Source organism: Bacillus sp. FSL K6-0073 (genome assembly GCF_038006085.1).
In the GTDB taxonomy this organism is placed as follows: domain Bacteria; phylum Bacillota; class Bacilli; order Bacillales; family Bacillaceae_G; genus Bacillus_A; species Bacillus_A cereus.
The window spans coordinates 150,031-166,604 of record NZ_JBBOUN010000003.1 but is presented as its reverse complement, the minus strand read 5'-3'; the positions used below and the strand labels follow the sequence as shown (position 1 = coordinate 166,604).

The window sequence follows — 16,574 nt, the reverse complement described above, 5'->3', positions numbered from 1 at the left end:
ATGAATAGTAAAATGACTAAAGAAGAGCTTATTAAACTTGTAGAACAAATATGTGACCCTAAATTGCCAGATGAGTTGGGTAGTAAGTATATCGATATCTTAAAAGAGAATGTACCTCACCCAGCTCCAAGCGACTTAATCTTTTGGGATTTTAGAGACTTAACACCCGAAGAGATAGTAGAGATTGCGTTGAATTACAAAGAAGAAAAAAAGTAGGATAATATGTAAATGATAAGATGGGTCCTTTATGGAATCTGTTTTATTTTATAACCAAGAAATCTATTTAGGATAACTTTGCCTATCCCCCAGGGGAATAAGCTTAATTCATAATCAAATTAATAGTTAATTCCCCCATTTCGTGGATTTGGGCAAAAACAATTGAAAACATTGAAGTAGCAGAAAAACACTACCAAAAGAATTAGAAGTAAAGTCAAAAAAAGAAAAGATAAATTGATAGAGAAAAGAACAGTATTTACACTGTTCTTTTTATTGTTCTTTATTTTTCTTAATAAGAAGAGATAAATACTCTACTACCTGTAGTCCGTCTGTCTTGCTTTCTTTACCCCTACGAATAAACTTATGTGGTCGCAAATTTGTTATATCTGTAAGACATGTTATAAGCATCCACTCTGTAAATGAAAGTTTAAATTGTAATAGATTTTCAAATATATTCACTTCCGTATACGCAATCAATACAATAGCTGTTAGTAATGTAAACATTACACCACCTAAAGATATAATGATTTTTTTTAATGGATGCGTATTCTTAGGTACATCATATCTGCATCTTCCTTTGAAACCCCAAGAAAGTGTGAATTTTTTAATTCGAAATATATTTTTACCTGAACCCATTTCAAATTCTGCAATTGTTCCTTTATTTAGCAATACCATACACGCATGACCTAATTCGTGAATAAATGTAGTGAGGTACAAAGCTGTTAAACCTTTTATGAAACATAATACACCTAAAAATACATACATCATATAAAATCTCCTCCTAAATTCAATTCGTTTCGAATACCTATTTTTATACATTCTTATATTATATAACAGGAATGTTATTCTAATAAATCTAACGTTAGAAAACATATCGCTCTGAAAAGAAAAAAGGAGTAAGATTGAGAATGGTGAACAGCTTTTACCAGAAGAAATATTTAAGTTAAGAATTCTCCCTCTTATGGATACGTCTGAATCTCGACAGGAAATGATTAAAAAAATGTTTTAATTTAGCAAAGAAAATGCCTGTAGAAGATGAAAAATTACAAGCTATTGCAGGTATATTAACTGCTACTGACAAATTTATTGATGAAGGTTATGCTCAACAAATAAGGGTGTGGATAAAAATGACGAAAGTAGGTCGAATTATCGAAGAAGAAAAAGAGCGATTAAGAGTGGAAACGAGAGCCGAATCTATAGGAAATACGTTATGAGTTAGAACTTAGTAATGATGTCGTGAAAGAAATCGTAACAACAATAAGAAGCATCCCTAACTAAACAATGAACCCCGTATCTATATGTGTACGGGATTTTTATTTTGATATTAAACGTACTCTTGTATAAACTTAGAAATACATAACTGAATTATATATTAAATTTAACACTGAATTTACACCTAAATTAAGAGTTGTTTTTAATTCTATTTATGTGATACTATGTAATTATCATATTGAACGGAGATGGAATCATGAAAATACCTAACCTACATCAATTAATTATCAGTCTAACGGATTTTAAAAAGAAAATAACAGATATCATTAACAAGAAGGAAACGAAAGTCATTATGAAGAATAACGAGCCGATTGCTGTATTTATGCCGTATTCGGAATACCATTCAATGGATAATCAGATAAAATCAACAGGAGAAGATATTACATTGCCAAACGGGGTACAGATTAAGGTAGTGGTTGATACTAAAGGAGACGATATTTTTAGAGATACTATTACTATTAAGACGTATATAAAAATGAGAACTTCAGGAGAGTACAAATTACATTTTACTCAACATTTAAGTGCTCCCGATGCAGAATCTAATTTAACGAGCGAAGAATACATAGCTTATACAGATGAGAAATATAACAACAAAGAGAATTAGTCATTATTCTAACGAAAACAGGGAGAATCTATTGTAGGTTCTCTTTTTTTATTTCATCTCTATAATATAATGGACTTTTCTTTCACTCAGATGAGTAATACAATTGTAAGTAGTATATTGAAATGTACACCTTTTATAACTTAAACTTTTGATTAATAAAGTAGCTCTGTTAGAGAAAAGTCACTATAATGAATATAGGGAAGTGCAATATGACAGTAAGATTAAAACCACTAAATGATGTTATTTTTAAGAAGCTTTTTGGGGAAGAAGATAGTTTAGATTTTTTAGAGGGTTTTTTAACAGCCTTGTTAGGATTTGAAGTAACTGACTTACTTATAGAATCAGAAAAATTAAGTATCGAAAATATTAACGACAAACAAGGAATTCTTGATATCAAGGCTACTATGTCTCAAACAAATGAAAAAATTAATATTGAAGTCCAATTATCGAATCAACATAATATGATTGAAAGAACTCTGTTTTATTGGTCGAAACTCTATACAGAAAACTTTAAAAAGGGCGAAGATTATACTACTTTAACAAAAACCATAGCAATTAATATTCTTAATTTCGATATGCTACCAATCAATAATTTTCATTCCAAGTATCAATTATTTGAGAGTCAAGAAAAAACACTTCTTACAGAGCTATTAGAAATTCATTTCATTGAGTATCCTAAATTTAAGAAGTATACTGCTGACTTGAATAATAACCTTCATAGATGGCTACTCTTTTTACAAGAAGATGTTCCTGCGAAAACTTTAGAGGAGGTAATTGAAATGGATAAAACGATTGCCAAAGCTGAAAGCAAATTAAAACGTTTGAGTGCAGATGAGGAAACAAAACGGATGTATGATTTGCGTGAAAAATTCCTCTCTGATACTAAAACTCAAATTAATGGAGAAAAGAGAGAAATAGCAAAAAAACTCTTAAAAAAATATAAAGCCATGTCAATAAGTGATGTTGCTGAAATGACAGATTTACCAATTGACCAAATTGAACGATTAGAAAGAGAAGTTCGACCATAAGACAAAAAAGGGAATCTATTGTAGATTCTCTTTTTTTTATTTCAAAATCACAATTATATTTTTATTAACTATAGTCAATAAATGTGTTATTATGTAGTTACTCAATGTAAAGAAGAGGTACCAATGAGCAGTGTACAACGAGACATGATTAAATACAATGCTCAAACTGCCGTAGCAATTCAGGATTTTATGTGGGAAGGAGAACCTTTCAAAAGCAAAAAGAAAGAACATACTGCGAAAAAATACTCACTATAATATAGATAAGTATTGTATTGATTTCAATAGTAATTATAGAAGAAAGGAAGTTGAGGACAATCATTGAATTTATAGGAGAGGCAATAGGACAACTTTTTCTTTTAATCCCTTCCAAGAAACAAAAAATATTCAAGAAAAAGTTTATAATATTAAAACAAAAAGAGTGGTTCAAGAATAAATACAGCTCAGGAATTTTATTTGATAATCAGGTTAAAGAGTTTATTACTAATTATGATATTGATAACATGATAAAAAGTGATTCGGAAATTGAAATATTTAAGAAAAAACTGGATGAATTATTATTAAAAATAATGTTAGATAGTGTTTATATTGGTGTTATTAGAATAAAATATTTGAATTTTAACCTAAATCACTAAAAAAGCGAAACTAATGTTATTAAAAGCATTTACATGTTTTGATATGTATAGAAAGAGTATTTAATATAAACTATATGTTATTGTAATTAATATTTTTTAAATGTAGCCTGTTTAATAAAAAAAACTAATTGTTATTTCAAAGTTTCAGTATAATGTCAAATTTTATTTTGAAAAGAACTTTCTGTTATTAAAATTTCGGGTCATTTACTACAAAACTTTTTTAAAAAGAACTACATGTTATCAAATTGCGCTTAAGGTATCGTATACCTATTTATGAAGAGAACTATATGTTATTAAATAGAACCAAAGCCAGATGTAAAACCATCACATCAAAAACAAACTATTTGTTATTAAAACAGATGATGCTATTAGTCTAAGTACATGATTACATCCAGAAAAACTTGTTTGTTATTACAAAGAATTTAAGGTATTATCTACTACCATATAAAAAGAACTTCCTGTTATTAAAACACCAGGCTTGTTAGATATCATTATAAAAAACTAAATGTTATTAAAACATATGTACAGCCTATTTTCTTAAATATTAATATTACACTTATTTGTTATTGAAATTAATTAGACCCAACAGTGCTCTCTCCATTCCATTTGTGAAATCGAGTATGGACTGTTTTTTAATTTTTCTTCATCCCAATCTTTATGCTCTGACAGCCATTGTTCACCTAATGCAAATAGAGCATCAATATCACCTTTAGAACGTGCTTCTAATGTACATAGACCTGTTGTACCACGTTCATATAATTGAACCGTGTAATAGCCAAAATATTGACTCACATAGCAATATACATCCTGGTTTACTTTTTGGTACACATTAAACATTGATGTATAGTACCATCCTTCTTTTTCTGAGATTCCAAAATAAAACATCCGTAAAAACCCCTTTATTTACTAAATTCTATACGTTATTTTACCAACAAGAAAGATAGAGAACAAGACATTTGTTGACTTTGGGTAAAATATATTTTACCATAAATGTGTAATACATAGACAGGGGTTGTATTTGATTGATGAAAATTTCAATAGAAAAACTAACCGACTTTGCAAAAGATTTCTTGAGAAAAGAATATGATATTTCTTTTGTGATAAATATTGAAATATCGAAAAGAATGACTCGTAGATTCGGGATTTTTTATGGTGAAATAAACGAGTATACAGGAGAACGTACTCCGAAAGTGATTCGGTTATCTGAGAATCTACTCTTATATCATGAGAAAGAAACGATTTTGGATATTTTGAGGCACGAATTAATTCATTATGCCTGTTTTGTAAATGGAAAGCCTTATACAGATAGTAGTCCTTACTTCAAACAAGAGCTACAACGATTAGGTGTTTTGGAATCAAAGAAATATCCTTACAAAGGAATTGTTTATTATTATGAATGCCAAAAATGTGGGTACTCTTTTTTTCACCGAATGAAGCATTTTGAAAAGAAATATCTGCATAATCATTGCAATGGGCAATTTCGTTTTGTAGGGGAAGGCATCTTAAAATAGAATTGATTATTAATAGAGAATAGAGGGGAAAGACATGAAATTTTCGGTAGAAGAATTAACAGAAATTGCAAAAGACTTTTTACAAAAAGAATATGGACTTCCATTAACCGTAAATATTGAAATCAGTTCTAAAATGACAACTACATTCGGAACGTTTTATATTAAAAGTGTAAAAGAGAGAATTCCTAAAGTAATTCGACTGTCTAAAAATTTTGTAACTTATCAAGAAAAAGATGTCATTATTGACGTTTTAAAACATGAATTGGTTCATTTTGCTTGTTTTATGCAAGGAAAACCATATAAAGATAAAGATGCGTATTTTAAACAAGAATTAGAAAGAGTTGGCTCTGCAAGAACTGGAACATATACATTCAAAGGAGAAAGAAAAAGAAAAATGTATTCCTATGAGTGTAAAAAATGCGGGGAAACCATACAAGCTCGAATAAAAGGGTACGAAAAAAAGTATATTCATAGAAATTGTCATGGAGAATTCAAGTTTACTGGAGAGGTCATAGGGGCTTAAATGTATTGAACCATATTATTCTTATAAGCGCTCATGATTTATAAACCGAAATAGGAGGATGCACAATGGATTTTAAGGGGTTTAAAAGTAAATTGGTGGGGCAGTTAAAAGACTGTTTTAAACGTGTGGAAACAAATACCTATCAAAAGAATGAAAACAAGAAAGAGAAGGAAGGCATCTGATATGTCATTCGGAATTCATACAGGATTATCAATAAAAAAAGCAGGTTCATTAGAAGAATGTATCTCTATCTTAAAAGGGCTACAAGTCATGCAAGCTTTTGAAGTCATAGAAACAGGTCTGGACGTAGCATTAAGGATTCTTTATTCTGGGGAGCACTTAACTATTGAAGACAATAAAGGAAAAGAAATCAAAGTTAGTAAACTTACACAGAAGAGAGGGCGTTATTCATGACAACAACTACATTTTTCCAACGAGAACAAAAACCGATTCGTGGTCTGAATGAAGAACAATTAAAAGAAGCGTTTATGCTCTATGAAGAAAAAGTGGCTAACGATATTTTTAACGAAGTCGCTTCAGAATATGGGATTGAATTTACTGATGAAAAAACAAAAGACTTTTTACAAGTCTTTATTAGTAAAGCGTTGACACAAGGAATGGAATTAGCGAATAATCCTGCTTTAGTTACAGATTACTACAAAGAGCAGAAGCAGATTGAAACAGATAATAGACGTGGTGTAATAGATGGAACGGATAATACATTCTATCCATGTGGCATAGGGGAACACTGGCGTACACTTTCAAAAATCTTAGATGACAAGTATAACCATTTATACGAACCATTCATGGAGCTTATGCACTTAAATAAAGGATTGGATGAATTCAATGGAATTACAAGAGAATATTTAGATAAATTCATTATGAAAACCTTTCAGTTTGTCGGTGAATTACAACCTATTCAAGAACATATAGCAGATGCTCGTTAACCATCTGTATTTGCTTAAAAAGAGAAGAGAAGGGAAGTGTAATCTAATGAATACAAAATTAAAAGAAGGACAAGTTGTAACATCTGATGATTTCATTAAAGGTAATACTAAAGATGGCATTATATATGTTGGCCATTATAGTAATGAATGGGTTTATGAAAAGTTTTTAGGGAAATATAATTTTGTGCATGGAGAGCCCAATAACGATGAATCTCGTGGTCAAAGACAATACCTAATATTGAATGTAAAAGAATCTCTACCTTATTTTACGGTTGGAAATCGAACAACTTCCTATGAAAATCAGATTCTTGCAATTGAATTAAATGAAGATGGTACATACGATGAAAATAATCAAAAAATCTCTTTCACAACTGCGGGATGTTTCACAGGGGCAATTTCTGAATCTAATATCTGCATTGTGGCAGAAATGAAAAAGGTTTATGTTAGACAAGAATTATAGATTTTATAAATAAGCTCTCTATTAGGGCTTATTTTTTATTTTATTATGCATATAATACGGTGATATGATAAAACAGGTATTGATTAAAATCAATTAATTAAAAGGGAGAGAGTTAATATGGAAAACACTTATTGGAATAGTAATGGTAAATATCAAAAGGAATTAGATAAACTTGATGGATTAATGCCGAATATCGGAATGACATCCAATCAATATATGAACTTATTCATTACTGCAAGTAGCGTGTATTATGATGTTTACAACAATGGTGGATGTAATCTTGCCGATTGCTATGAGGAAAAAATAAGAGAATATATTATGCCTTTTGCTGATGATATTAAATCTTTGCGATTAAACGTTCAAATGAAAACACTGATTAGAAACTTCAAGAATGAAAAGAAATTAGAAGCGTTTATGGATGAAGTTATTTTATATTTACAAGACAAGGATTTGAATTTTGAAGTATTCCGAGTATTCTTTAGTAATGAAAAAGAAGAGTTATCAAAGAATATGAAAGAAGACCTTTCAGAAGTAACTTTTGGTCTACAAGAAGATTACGATGATTGGATAAATCATCGAGTAGACAATTGGAAATTCACATGGGTAGAATAAGTTATGAAATAAGCTCTTTATAGGGCTTATTTTTTTATTTATTATATAATAAGAGCAGATAATTAACAGACAGGTATTCATTAAAACTAATGAGTGAGCAAAAAGGGAGAGAGTTCATATGAAAAACATTTACTGGAACGGAAATGGTAAATGTCAAAAACAATTAAATATATATGATGAATTAAAACCAAACATTGGCATAACAACTAATAAATATATGAATTTATTTATAACTGCATCAAATGTATATTATGATGTCCATAAAAATGATGGATGTAATCTTTTAACTTACTATGACGAAAAAATAAAAAGATATATTATACCATTTGCTAATGACATTCATTCTTTACAATTTAATATTCAAATGGACCTACTAATTAAAAACTTGAAAAATAAAAAGCAATTAGAAGTATTCATGGATGAAGTTATCTTATATTTACAGGATAAAGATTTAACTTACAAAAAATATAGCGTATTTTCCCATTATCAAAATAAAGAACTATGTAAAGAAGCTAAAGAAGGATTTCAGGAAATCTCTTTTGGAAATGAAAACAATTATAATAATTGGGTGAATCACAGAGTCACAAATATGCAGTATATATTCGTAAAGTAAATTGAGGAGATTGCATACATAATTATCTATTATCAAAAACCTTTAGACCTCTTGTTGGGGTCTTTTTTATATACAAAGCATAAATTCAACCATCGTTTAACAATCAGATTTACTAACAGACAATCTAAGGTTAAATATTTTCATGTTTGATAATTTTATCGAAATCCTAAAAATATAAGATAAAAGAATTTATAGTCAGAAGAGGAGAGTTTTTGATGATTTTTACCGATTTTTTATTTATGGTGAAAACGTAACTTTTCGGAATAAATAACCGTAAGTCTCATTAAGTAAAGAATACTTATCATTTTGAGATGACAAAAAAAGACACTGAAATGAATCAATGTCTTAATTTTGCAATGCTTGGTATTTATATTTCTCGCACAACGGAATTATTTGATTGTATAAAATTTCTTTATACTTCTGGAATTCTCCTTCAAAAAGATTTACCCCCCATAATGTTTTGGTTATATCATTATTTACAATTGCACAATCGCCTCTTAAAAAATCAGTATGAATGAATCGTTCTTCTCCAGTAAATGATTTAAAGCCTAATACAATTAGACTCAAAACTGCCTGATTTGGAATGCGAATAATATACCTTACATTCAGATAACTTAGCGTTGTGTAAGCATATTTTAACTCAACAATTGTTCCTTCTGGTAGTTCTCCAAATAAATTCTTGTCTAAAAATGTATGAAACTTTTCAAATGCCTCAACTGAAACGTCTGCATCTTCCGATAATTTCTCTTTAAAATTTATCATTATAAAATCCTCCGGTGTTTATACTTAAAATGAATCAATGTCTTTTAAAGTAAAATAATGTTTGATTTAAGAGACACAAACGGTTTACCATTATCAGGAGTATAACCATCTATATTATAAAGATACTGCTCTAATATCTTTCCGTCTATCGACATAGTTTGCTCTCCAATAATCTCAACTCTATTATCGCTAAAAATTGAAAAACCTTCCTTTACTTCTTCATACATTTTAACCTGTAAAATTTTCGATTCGTCTTCTTTTACTTGGTTATAAGCTATATTTGTCATTTTATTCTCTCCCTATTTATACGAATTTGAAATTCACCTATCATTTATAAATCTACTTATTATAGATGAGCATAAAAACAAATATTCAAGAACGTATTAACAGGTTAAAACTTCATACCCAAATGCATCAATTTCTTCGCCAGTAGAAAATTTAATTTTGTACAGTCTATCCTCACACTCGAAAGCATTTTTCAACATTTTTAACGCAGTAAATGACTTTCCATTGTGTTGCTGATATTCATTTCTGTCTGTATCAAAATCCTCAGCAAAGCATGTAGACTCTATACGAACCTGTTGCACAAATTCATTTTCCTCTATGTGGTATTCTTCTAATTCACTAATATCATTTAACTGGACAATAAAGTATGCGTATTGCTCAAAGTTTTCTTTGATTCTTTCTAACCCTTTTTTGATTTCATTAACAGTCATTGGACGTACATCAATGTCTTTTACATCCAGAAATGGCGAATCACTATTGCTATTTTCATGGATTAGAGTTACATGTGTATCCTTATAATAATCAAATATTATCCCCACATCTGTTCCATTTGTAGTTACGAACTGTAAATCTTTTAATAGAATCATTTTATTCTCTCCCTGTTCACATCATTTTCTAAAGCTTTAAGTAAATTATATTTTACAATATTTAATAATTGTTGTAAACTATAGTTAATAAAAACTTGAGGTGGTAGAACGTGAGCAAAGAAATTGTCCTATATAGAAAACATGGTGTATTTTCTCTTTCTTCAAAAGCTGTGCAATGGTTAATGACAGAACGAAACTGGTCTTGTACCACTTTTACCGAGGAACATAAACCTTTAGATGCTGATGCAGATATTATTTATAAGGCTCCTGGAACAAAATTTGGCTACGCAAAAGAAGGCTATCATATTAACTGGTTTAAGCACGGAACAGATGATATTCCTTTCCGCACAAATACAGATGTCATTGATGCCATCAAAACCCTTGGAACTGATGCCAGTAATGACTATGACTATTTATTAGAAGAAAAAACGAATCCTTTCGAAATTGTAGATATTCCTACTGGATGTCGTTGGAGAATTAAATGTCATGATGGTTTTGAAACGATTGCTATTCAACAAGAAATGGAGTATTAAACATGATTCAAATACTGTATGCTTATAAGCAATTCATAAGTATCCAATACCCTTTCTTTATGTGGCTTATTTATGGAGTACAAAACATATTGCTCTTTTTATTTATAACTGACATTAATTTAAAACGTATTACATCATCCAATAAAGTACGGATTTTATTAATGATAGGATGTGTCTTTTTTACTATTATGCTTCTACCCTTAGGAATGAAATGAGATGAGATTATGGAAACAGATACACAATATAGAGTCATGGAAGAAACAAAAATAATTATTGAAGATAACTTATCTTATATGAATGCACTCGATTCCCTTTCAAAGATAAGTGTTCAATTTCCTGAAAGACGATTTTATATGGAGCCATCTTCAAATATTGTGAATCTACACATACAGGTCGGGAATATACCGAATTTAAAGGATGGTAGAACCTTTGACCAAAGTATAAAAACAACGTATCATTTACTTGATATGCGAATGATGGATGAATTACTAAAACAAATGAACACAAATACACTTCAAGTTGGTGACCAATTGGAGATTCAAATAAAAATTAATCGTAAGTAATTCTAATTAAACTATAACAATAACTCTCTTTCAGAAAGGATTATGACATGATTCAATTAAATACTTCTACACAAGAATTTTTAGAACAATACGCACCTTATTTAAAGGTTCGTAAAGATAAAATAATGATTAAATCTCGTGAAGGTAATGTAACAGTTCCATCTAAGCTGTATCCCCTCACAAACAAGCGTACAATCGCCTTCTTCTGCTTCGCTAATACAAAACCATTAGCACCTGAAGTCGAGTATTTTGAGACAATTAAGAAGGTTTTTGATGAACAAGAGCTAATGACTGGATATTGCTATCGAAATACAGAACGAGTATATGCAGGGCTTTTAGAAGCAGGTATTCCCCAAGAAGATTTAAAAACATATGTAGGTTGGCTTTTATCAGGAAGTCGCCCTGTTCATCACTGTTGGTTAGTCTATAAGGATGAATATCTATTTGATGGAGGTACCTTTATTGCAGACTTGCAAGCACGAGAAATGATTCATGAACAAAGAATCACTGACATGCAAAAACAACGAGAATTACTAACAGAACTTATGATAGAGAACATGAAACGACCTAATTCCGAGACAAGGGCATTCGGAAAAGCTCTACCTACCTATGAATATGTAGGGACGGTTTGTGTTCCAAACGATGGCCGTAAAATTTACAACGACTTAATTGATGCACATCCGAACCATCCTTCTTATAATCAAGCGGGGCAAAATCCACATGGAGCATCAAAAACACAGGAAATGTTGTATGATAAGCTCAATAAAAAATAACAAACTCTATATTACTTCAATAATTAAGTGAAAAATATTTTATAAACTAATGGTTAGGAGGAAATATGTTGAATCAACCAAAATTCAGAGGATTCTCTTTAGAAACAAACAGTTGGCATTATGGGCATGGTTGGAAGATTAGTGATGATAAAGCTCTTCTGTATACCGATTTATCTCCTATTGAGTGTGAATTAGATTCCATGGGGCAATATACGGGAATCTACGATAAAAATAGTAAAGAAGCATATCATGGTGATTTATTTTATTGGCATGGAGAATTAAGAAAAGTTGTTTATAGAGAGGATAAAGGTGCTTTTATGGGTGTTAAAGTAAAAGGATATAAGAGTTACTTTTATTTAAATGATTTATCAGACCAATTTGAAATCATAGGAAACAATACTGAAAATCATGACTTGCCAATCGAAATTAGTTACTAAAGTATAATAAAGAAAAATAATAGATTAGATATAGAGACATTGATATTATGATAAATCACAATAAAATGTCTCTTTCTTTATCTACTGAGGTGCAGATATGAAGATTTGTGCAATATGCAAAGGCAATTATACGGATAAGGAATCAAAAACTCGTCTGTGTAAGTTCTGTAAAGCCTGTAAAGCAAAACGAAATAATTCAATCTTGAAAAAATAAGGAGTTTAGAAACATGGAACAAAAACGTTTTATGCTATTTGCTTTTAATAAAAGTTTTCCTTCTGGTGGATTCGATGATTTTTTATTTGCATTTAGTACAGTAGCAGAATTCGAAGTGAAAATGAACGAATGGATTCAGAAATTTGATTTTTATCATATTGTAGACACGGAAGATTTAAATCAGCATGAGCTTTATGACGAAGGCGATGTAAATGGTTGGTATGGTGATAGTTCTGCGTCCATTGAATTATTAAAAGATAAATTAACGAAATTACTAAAGAAACTATAAGATACATAGAAATGAGGTAGTTCTACTATGGAATGCACTGAAAAAGAATTAAACACTCTACTGGTAACCTGGGAATCATTTATTGGTAAAACAGCAAAAAGAATCGGTGAAAACCACGGTTATTCTGTAGAATGCAGTACACAAGAAGCCCTTCCACAAGTAGTTATTCAAGAGATTTATCGGAGAATTTGGAAAGACTATGCTATTAAGGACGTTCATATTGTAAGCTTCCATTGTGAAACCTGTGAAGAAAATGATAAAAATAGCCCTTTCCATATGGATACAAATAGCGTTTTAGACCCAAAGGAAAATGACTTGAGTCATTGGGAACCTAATCGCTTACAAGAAATGAAGACGCATATGAAGGAAATTGAAGAATCAATTAAAGATATTATCCTTTCTCCTGATGCTGAAGATAGAAATCGTGCTTTTAAAGTTTACAACGTACTATATAGAATTAAAGATAATAGAGGATATTACTCTTTTGTTCAGATAGATAAAGCTTTTTATTCAAAAATGAGAGCATTACAAATCCCTAAAATTGAAGAACTACTAAACGATGCAGAAGACTTATATGAAGTAATTCCTGACCTTAAACAAGGTTACATGCATCCGACAAATAAACCAAGTAATACGAAGTAAACAGCCTGTTAAATATCATTACCACACGATTCATAAGATGTGATATGATTTTATGAGAAATCGTAATACATATATTGTCCAAGTCTATAATATAAGGATTACAATAAATTAGGTATTTAAAAAAATGAATTCAAAAGGAGATATGCAAAATGAAAAAAGTTCAAGGGTTTAAATATACAATTGAGGGATTTGCAATTCCTAAAGACTTCGCATTCGGTGTTTTAGCTTTAAACAATGCAAAGTCATCTCGTCCAGGTACGATTGCAAACATTGAAACTCATGAAGGTACGAATCTTTTAACAGTTGTATCCTACGTTGAAGTTGATGATACAATCAATGAATTAGTTGGTACAATTACTGACAAAGAATCTATTGAGATTGTAGATGTTGAATTACATGATTTTGCAGAAAAAGTACAAAAAACAATTGAGGATATGGAAGATGCAGATACTTCTTATCACGTTAGTTTAGCTTCATTCTAACAGTAGCAAGAGCAGGATATATTCTTGCTCTTGTTTTTTTATTTGTTATATAGAAAGGAGTTTGATTATGGCAAATAAAGATATATTTGAGTCTATGGAACAAGTAAAAGAATATGCCAAAGAACTAAAGAAGCAAGCTCCACCTAATACAGATGAGGATTTTATTGATTTACTATTAGGTTTATATCAAGGTGGAGATGCAGTGCATGTAGATGGCATTGGACTAATAGATAAAAGCATTGCCCCTATTGTTCAATCTTTAAATCAAAAAGGATTTCAAACATTATCTTCTTGTTCAGGAATAAAATCAGAACATACTCATGCTAAGTTTAGTTTTGCTCCTGTTCTGGTGTTCAAGGAAACTGAAGATGTAGAAAGAAAAAAACGTGTTCAATCTGTTGCTACAAAATTAAAACTTAATTTTCATGATGATGTCGATTGTTATTTACAAAAAGGTTATCGAGTAGAGTTACCCTCAGATATGGATGATGACAAATTACTGTCACTTTGGAAAGAGCTATATGAAAAACTTATTTTTAAAGGTAATGAAGTTTAAAATCTCCATATTTAGACTAAAATGAAATTATTATTATTAAAAGTGGTTCAAGTCAAAAAAGACACTCAGTTGAGTGTCTTTTTTTTAAACTTTATTTTCTACCTTCATAATGTCCTAATGCACTACCATCTGAAAATACTTGAACTTTCCCTTTAAAGTACCATTTAATGCCGTCACTCTCAAAATAACTTGCAAACACACCATCATGTCTGTAGAAATCATAAGTTTTATAGATTTGACGACCTGGGTCCCAAGTGTAAGTAAACCCATATTCATTGTTAGTTGATGAGTAGTTTTTGTCCACTTTGATTTCCTGCACAATTGGTGCCACTTGTTTTGCATTCTCTACACCTTCTGTACTTGCCGATGCAGAAGCAATTCCTCCCGTTAATGCGATACCAGTTGCTAATGTTCCAACTACTAATTTCTTAAACATACTAATTCCCCCTTGATAGTTTTATAACTTACACATCAACTGTAACACAATTTACTTTAATGTTAATATATTACAACTGTAGAAATATTTATCTGTATTTTGGGAATATTAGGAATTTTATTTTAGGACAGATAGAATTTATGTTTTTTAACTTGGGAATACTTACATATAAAACCTCTTTTTAAAGGAGATACAAATGAATTTTCTAAACCAATTTATTTCCATTCATGATGTTCAAATCAGGCAAAACCCTATATATACACAAATACTCTCTGTAATAGATATAGATGAATTTCTTACACAGTGTCAGAGAAGTACATCCGTCCCCTATGCAGAAGCAACTCATTTAGCTTGCAGACAAGCAACAATGTATATCTTATATAAATTAGCATCGGCAATTGAAAATAAAGAATCTGCACTTAATACTATTCGCATTTGTGAAGGGTATGTATCTCAACAACATCACACTTGGATTCTTATAGAAGATGAGCTTTATGTCGATTTAACATTAGCTCAATTCTTCCCTAATCACTCTATTCCGAAGATATCTATCCTACCAGTACATACAGCACCCTACAAACATGTAAAACATTACTCATGGAACCATTGGGTTCAATTGCAACCAATAGAATAGCAAAACCATACAATCAGACAAATTGACAACCTAAAACAGCATCAAGCTCACATGCTATCGAATCTACTTCCTATCTGGTATAAGCTTAATTCACAACAGATATTAGGAGGTTTTTTGATATGTTAAAACAATATATAAACGAGTATTTAGAAGAAACTATATACAATAAAAATAGCGTGGCTCTTTTATTTAGTGGAGGAATGGATAGTTTATCTCTTTTGTTATCCTGCTTAGAAATTGGCATCCGTCCTACTCTTTATACGTTCTATCTAAAAAGCTATACTTCTTCAGATATAGAATGTAGCAGAAGAATAGCAGATATTTTTAATTTAAAATTAACTGAGATTCCAATTGAAGATGTATCAATTACTCAGTTAGAAGCAGACGTTAGATATATCATTGAAACATTTAATGTTAAAAAGAAAACAGCCATACAATGTATTTATCCTTTTCTATACACTGCTCCTCAGATTAAAGAAAAATATGTATTAACTGGAATTTGTGCTGACCTACTATATGGAACACCTCGTAGCATGGCAAAACACGCTAAAGATTTATCACAATTCAATGAGATTAGAGATAAGCGAATGAAAGACGATTCCACTTCTTCTTATAAACAAATCAAACAACTGCTAAAAATGCATGATAAAGAACTTATCGCACCCTATAAAGAGTGTATTCCTCTTAAGAACTATTTACGAGGAATGACATTTAAAGAGATGAATTCGCCTAAGCAAAAACTTCCTGCCTATCTCTCCTATCAAGAGGACATTGAAAAATACAGCCTCTATCGAAGAAATGAAAGTTATCAGATAGCATCGAGGATTCGGGAATGGCACGATTCTTTATTAACTACCCGTCTTAATAGTAACAATCAATTCAAAACCATCGTATCTCTCTACAATTATCTATACAAAGAAATTCATGGAGATTCTAAATGAATCTCTATTTTTATTATCAACT

The 16,574-nt window shown here is 30.4% G+C and carries 29 protein-coding genes; 23 read left to right on the top strand and 6 right to left on the bottom strand.

All coding sequences use genetic code 11. The annotated features are described in order from the left end of the window. The gene (locus tag MHB52_RS31775; RefSeq protein WP_001086227.1) at positions 1–216 is read left to right on the top strand and encodes a bacteriocin immunity protein; all 216 of its coding nucleotides are present in this window, start codon (positions 1–3) and stop codon (positions 214–216) included. Positions 217–486: 270 nt separating this feature from the next. On the opposite strand, the gene MHB52_RS31770 is transcribed toward MHB52_RS31775, so the two are convergent. Next, positions 487–984 carry a site-2 protease family protein gene (locus MHB52_RS31770; RefSeq protein ID WP_253703103.1) on the bottom strand — a complete coding sequence of 166 codons (498 nt, stop codon included), beginning with the start codon at positions 982–984 and terminating at the stop codon, positions 487–489. Between the two features lie 254 nt (positions 985–1,238). Between MHB52_RS31770 and MHB52_RS31765 the strand changes: the two genes are divergently transcribed. From MHB52_RS31765 to MHB52_RS31745, 5 genes are all read left to right on the top strand, one after another. Next, positions 1,239–1,430 (top strand): hypothetical protein, encoded by a 192-nt coding sequence (locus MHB52_RS31765; protein ID WP_061662469.1) that lies wholly within the window; start codon positions 1,239–1,241, stop codon positions 1,428–1,430. A 254-nt stretch (positions 1,431–1,684) separates the two neighbouring features. Beyond that, positions 1,685–2,092 (top strand): type II toxin-antitoxin system Phd/YefM family antitoxin, encoded by a 408-nt coding sequence (locus MHB52_RS31760; protein WP_000701306.1) that lies wholly within the window; start codon positions 1,685–1,687, stop codon positions 2,090–2,092. A 209-nt stretch (positions 2,093–2,301) separates the two neighbouring features. After that, entirely contained in the window at positions 2,302–3,120 is an 819-nt protein-coding gene (locus tag MHB52_RS31755) for an Rpn family recombination-promoting nuclease/putative transposase (RefSeq protein ID WP_061662470.1), read from the top strand. 123 nt (positions 3,121–3,243) lie between these two features. Next, positions 3,244–3,375 (top strand): hypothetical protein, encoded by a 132-nt coding sequence (locus tag MHB52_RS31750; protein WP_277996093.1) that lies wholly within the window; start codon positions 3,244–3,246, stop codon positions 3,373–3,375. A gap of 50 nt (positions 3,376–3,425) precedes the next feature. Then, positions 3,426–3,752, top strand: a complete 327-nt coding sequence (locus MHB52_RS31745; RefSeq protein WP_253703105.1) for a hypothetical protein — start codon at positions 3,426–3,428, stop codon at positions 3,750–3,752. Between the two features lie 576 nt (positions 3,753–4,328). Here the strand turns inward: MHB52_RS31745 and MHB52_RS31740 are convergent. Beyond that, positions 4,329–4,637: a hypothetical protein gene (locus MHB52_RS31740; RefSeq protein WP_061662471.1), complete on the bottom strand. Its 309-nt coding sequence runs from the start codon at positions 4,635–4,637 to the stop codon at positions 4,329–4,331. A gap of 140 nt (positions 4,638–4,777) precedes the next feature. On the opposite strand from MHB52_RS31740, the gene MHB52_RS31735 reads away from it, so the two are divergent. The 7 genes from MHB52_RS31735 to MHB52_RS31705 all read left to right on the top strand — a co-directional run bounded on the left by MHB52_RS31735 (position 4,778) and on the right by MHB52_RS31705 (position 8,418). Beyond that, complete coding sequence (locus MHB52_RS31735; RefSeq protein WP_061662472.1) at positions 4,778–5,263, top strand: SprT-like domain-containing protein; 486 nt, start codon at positions 4,778–4,780, stop codon at positions 5,261–5,263. Between the two features lie 34 nt (positions 5,264–5,297). Next, positions 5,298–5,786, top strand: a complete 489-nt coding sequence (locus tag MHB52_RS31730) for a SprT-like domain-containing protein (protein ID WP_061662473.1) — start codon at positions 5,298–5,300, stop codon at positions 5,784–5,786. 183 nt (positions 5,787–5,969) lie between these two features. Beyond that, positions 5,970–6,200 carry a hypothetical protein gene (locus MHB52_RS31725; protein ID WP_061662474.1) on the top strand — a complete coding sequence of 77 codons (231 nt, stop codon included), beginning with the start codon at positions 5,970–5,972 and terminating at the stop codon, positions 6,198–6,200. After that, positions 6,197–6,733 carry a hypothetical protein gene (locus MHB52_RS31720; protein WP_061662475.1) on the top strand — a complete coding sequence of 179 codons (537 nt, stop codon included), beginning with the start codon at positions 6,197–6,199 and terminating at the stop codon, positions 6,731–6,733. The genes MHB52_RS31725 and MHB52_RS31720 overlap by 4 nt, the downstream gene beginning before the upstream one ends. 46 nt (positions 6,734–6,779) lie before the next feature. Further along, positions 6,780–7,193 (top strand): hypothetical protein, encoded by a 414-nt coding sequence (locus MHB52_RS31715; protein WP_061662476.1) that lies wholly within the window; start codon positions 6,780–6,782, stop codon positions 7,191–7,193. A 117-nt stretch (positions 7,194–7,310) separates the two neighbouring features. After that, on the top strand, positions 7,311–7,805 hold the full coding sequence (locus tag MHB52_RS31710; protein ID WP_061662477.1) for a hypothetical protein: 495 nt from the start codon (positions 7,311–7,313) through the stop codon (positions 7,803–7,805). A gap of 118 nt (positions 7,806–7,923) precedes the next feature. Next, positions 7,924–8,418: a hypothetical protein gene (locus MHB52_RS31705; protein WP_061662478.1), complete on the top strand. Its 495-nt coding sequence runs from the start codon at positions 7,924–7,926 to the stop codon at positions 8,416–8,418. Between the two features lie 345 nt (positions 8,419–8,763). Here MHB52_RS31705 and MHB52_RS31700 read toward each other — a convergent pair whose 3' ends face one another. The 3 genes from MHB52_RS31700 to MHB52_RS31690 all read right to left on the bottom strand — a co-directional run bounded on the left by MHB52_RS31700 (position 8,764) and on the right by MHB52_RS31690 (position 10,052). After that, positions 8,764–9,180, bottom strand: coding sequence for a hypothetical protein (locus tag MHB52_RS31700; protein WP_061662479.1), 417 nt, complete (start codon positions 9,178–9,180; stop codon positions 8,764–8,766). A gap of 44 nt (positions 9,181–9,224) precedes the next feature. After that, positions 9,225–9,467, bottom strand: coding sequence for a hypothetical protein (locus tag MHB52_RS31695; protein WP_061662480.1), 243 nt, complete (start codon positions 9,465–9,467; stop codon positions 9,225–9,227). Between the two features lie 96 nt (positions 9,468–9,563). Further along, positions 9,564–10,052 carry a hypothetical protein gene (locus MHB52_RS31690; RefSeq protein ID WP_061662481.1) on the bottom strand — a complete coding sequence of 163 codons (489 nt, stop codon included), beginning with the start codon at positions 10,050–10,052 and terminating at the stop codon, positions 9,564–9,566. A 110-nt stretch (positions 10,053–10,162) separates the two neighbouring features. On the opposite strand from MHB52_RS31690, the gene MHB52_RS31685 reads away from it, so the two are divergent. The 8 genes from MHB52_RS31685 (at position 10,163) to MHB52_RS31650 (ending at position 14,541) form a co-directional block, all read left to right on the top strand. Continuing rightward, the gene (locus MHB52_RS31685; RefSeq protein ID WP_061662482.1) at positions 10,163–10,585 is read left to right on the top strand and encodes a hypothetical protein; all 423 of its coding nucleotides are present in this window, start codon (positions 10,163–10,165) and stop codon (positions 10,583–10,585) included. Positions 10,586–10,809: 224 nt separating this feature from the next. Beyond that, positions 10,810–11,148 carry a hypothetical protein gene (locus tag MHB52_RS31680; protein ID WP_061662484.1) on the top strand — a complete coding sequence of 113 codons (339 nt, stop codon included), beginning with the start codon at positions 10,810–10,812 and terminating at the stop codon, positions 11,146–11,148. A 47-nt stretch (positions 11,149–11,195) separates the two neighbouring features. Then, positions 11,196–11,921: a hypothetical protein gene (locus MHB52_RS31675; protein WP_061662485.1), complete on the top strand. Its 726-nt coding sequence runs from the start codon at positions 11,196–11,198 to the stop codon at positions 11,919–11,921. Between the two features lie 68 nt (positions 11,922–11,989). Next, on the top strand, positions 11,990–12,358 hold the full coding sequence (locus MHB52_RS31670) for a YopX family protein (RefSeq protein WP_061662486.1): 369 nt from the start codon (positions 11,990–11,992) through the stop codon (positions 12,356–12,358). 227 nt (positions 12,359–12,585) lie between these two features. Further along, positions 12,586–12,861 (top strand): hypothetical protein, encoded by a 276-nt coding sequence (locus tag MHB52_RS31665; protein ID WP_061662487.1) that lies wholly within the window; start codon positions 12,586–12,588, stop codon positions 12,859–12,861. A 27-nt stretch (positions 12,862–12,888) separates the two neighbouring features. Beyond that, positions 12,889–13,503 carry a hypothetical protein gene (locus MHB52_RS31660; RefSeq protein ID WP_061662488.1) on the top strand — a complete coding sequence of 205 codons (615 nt, stop codon included), beginning with the start codon at positions 12,889–12,891 and terminating at the stop codon, positions 13,501–13,503. A 149-nt stretch (positions 13,504–13,652) separates the two neighbouring features. Beyond that, the gene (locus tag MHB52_RS31655; RefSeq protein WP_061662489.1) at positions 13,653–13,985 is read left to right on the top strand and encodes a hypothetical protein; all 333 of its coding nucleotides are present in this window, start codon (positions 13,653–13,655) and stop codon (positions 13,983–13,985) included. Between the two features lie 67 nt (positions 13,986–14,052). Further along, entirely contained in the window at positions 14,053–14,541 is a 489-nt protein-coding gene (locus tag MHB52_RS31650) for a hypothetical protein (protein WP_061662490.1), read from the top strand. 91 nt (positions 14,542–14,632) lie between these two features. Here the strand turns inward: MHB52_RS31650 and MHB52_RS31645 are convergent, their stop codons facing one another. Beyond that, a complete protein-coding gene (locus MHB52_RS31645) occupies positions 14,633–14,977 on the bottom strand; it encodes an LCI fold-containing protein (RefSeq protein WP_061662491.1) in 345 nt (114 codons plus the stop codon). A 196-nt stretch (positions 14,978–15,173) separates the two neighbouring features. On the opposite strand from MHB52_RS31645, the gene MHB52_RS31640 reads away from it, so the two are divergent. Together MHB52_RS31640 and MHB52_RS31635 are read left to right on the top strand one after the other, a co-directional pair. Further along, a complete protein-coding gene (locus tag MHB52_RS31640) occupies positions 15,174–15,611 on the top strand; it encodes a hypothetical protein (RefSeq protein ID WP_061662492.1) in 438 nt (145 codons plus the stop codon). Positions 15,612–15,730: 119 nt separating this feature from the next. Beyond that, complete coding sequence (locus tag MHB52_RS31635) at positions 15,731–16,552, top strand: asparagine synthase-related protein (RefSeq protein ID WP_061662493.1); 822 nt, start codon at positions 15,731–15,733, stop codon at positions 16,550–16,552. Positions 16,553–16,574 lie beyond the last annotated feature (22 nt).

Coding starts and splice junctions, on each gene's coding strand:
- MHB52_RS31645 (WP_061662491.1), bottom strand. CDS start 14,977: ATGTTTAAGAAATTAGTAGTTGGAACATTAGCAACTGGTATCGCATTA.
- MHB52_RS31715 (WP_061662476.1), top strand. CDS start 6,780: ATGAATACAAAATTAAAAGAAGGACAAGTTGTAACATCTGATGATTTC.
- MHB52_RS31740 (WP_061662471.1), bottom strand. CDS start 4,637: ATGTTTTATTTTGGAATCTCAGAAAAAGAAGGATGGTACTATACATCA.
- MHB52_RS31700 (WP_061662479.1), bottom strand. CDS start 9,180: ATGATAAATTTTAAAGAGAAATTATCGGAAGATGCAGACGTTTCAGTT.
- MHB52_RS31760 (WP_000701306.1), top strand. CDS start 1,685: ATGAAAATACCTAACCTACATCAATTAATTATCAGTCTAACGGATTTT.
- MHB52_RS31720 (WP_061662475.1), top strand. CDS start 6,197: ATGACAACAACTACATTTTTCCAACGAGAACAAAAACCGATTCGTGGT.
- MHB52_RS31675 (WP_061662485.1), top strand. CDS start 11,196: ATGATTCAATTAAATACTTCTACACAAGAATTTTTAGAACAATACGCA.
- MHB52_RS31690 (WP_061662481.1), bottom strand. CDS start 10,052: ATGATTCTATTAAAAGATTTACAGTTCGTAACTACAAATGGAACAGAT.
- MHB52_RS31655 (WP_061662489.1), top strand. CDS start 13,653: ATGAAAAAAGTTCAAGGGTTTAAATATACAATTGAGGGATTTGCAATT.
- MHB52_RS31775 (WP_001086227.1), top strand. CDS start 1: ATGAATAGTAAAATGACTAAAGAAGAGCTTATTAAACTTGTAGAACAA.
- MHB52_RS31755 (WP_061662470.1), top strand. CDS start 2,302: ATGACAGTAAGATTAAAACCACTAAATGATGTTATTTTTAAGAAGCTT.
- MHB52_RS31765 (WP_061662469.1), top strand. CDS start 1,239: ATGCCTGTAGAAGATGAAAAATTACAAGCTATTGCAGGTATATTAACT.
- MHB52_RS31705 (WP_061662478.1), top strand. CDS start 7,924: ATGAAAAACATTTACTGGAACGGAAATGGTAAATGTCAAAAACAATTA.
- MHB52_RS31680 (WP_061662484.1), top strand. CDS start 10,810: ATGGAAACAGATACACAATATAGAGTCATGGAAGAAACAAAAATAATT.
- MHB52_RS31770 (WP_253703103.1), bottom strand. CDS start 984: ATGATGTATGTATTTTTAGGTGTATTATGTTTCATAAAAGGTTTAACA.
- MHB52_RS31650 (WP_061662490.1), top strand. CDS start 14,053: ATGGCAAATAAAGATATATTTGAGTCTATGGAACAAGTAAAAGAATAT.
- MHB52_RS31635 (WP_061662493.1), top strand. CDS start 15,731: ATGTTAAAACAATATATAAACGAGTATTTAGAAGAAACTATATACAAT.
- MHB52_RS31695 (WP_061662480.1), bottom strand. CDS start 9,467: ATGACAAATATAGCTTATAACCAAGTAAAAGAAGACGAATCGAAAATT.
- MHB52_RS31750 (WP_277996093.1), top strand. CDS start 3,244: ATGAGCAGTGTACAACGAGACATGATTAAATACAATGCTCAAACTGCC.
- MHB52_RS31725 (WP_061662474.1), top strand. CDS start 5,970: ATGTCATTCGGAATTCATACAGGATTATCAATAAAAAAAGCAGGTTCA.
- MHB52_RS31665 (WP_061662487.1), top strand. CDS start 12,586: ATGGAACAAAAACGTTTTATGCTATTTGCTTTTAATAAAAGTTTTCCT.
- MHB52_RS31660 (WP_061662488.1), top strand. CDS start 12,889: ATGGAATGCACTGAAAAAGAATTAAACACTCTACTGGTAACCTGGGAA.
- MHB52_RS31710 (WP_061662477.1), top strand. CDS start 7,311: ATGGAAAACACTTATTGGAATAGTAATGGTAAATATCAAAAGGAATTA.
- MHB52_RS31640 (WP_061662492.1), top strand. CDS start 15,174: ATGAATTTTCTAAACCAATTTATTTCCATTCATGATGTTCAAATCAGG.
- MHB52_RS31730 (WP_061662473.1), top strand. CDS start 5,298: ATGAAATTTTCGGTAGAAGAATTAACAGAAATTGCAAAAGACTTTTTA.
- MHB52_RS31735 (WP_061662472.1), top strand. CDS start 4,778: ATGAAAATTTCAATAGAAAAACTAACCGACTTTGCAAAAGATTTCTTG.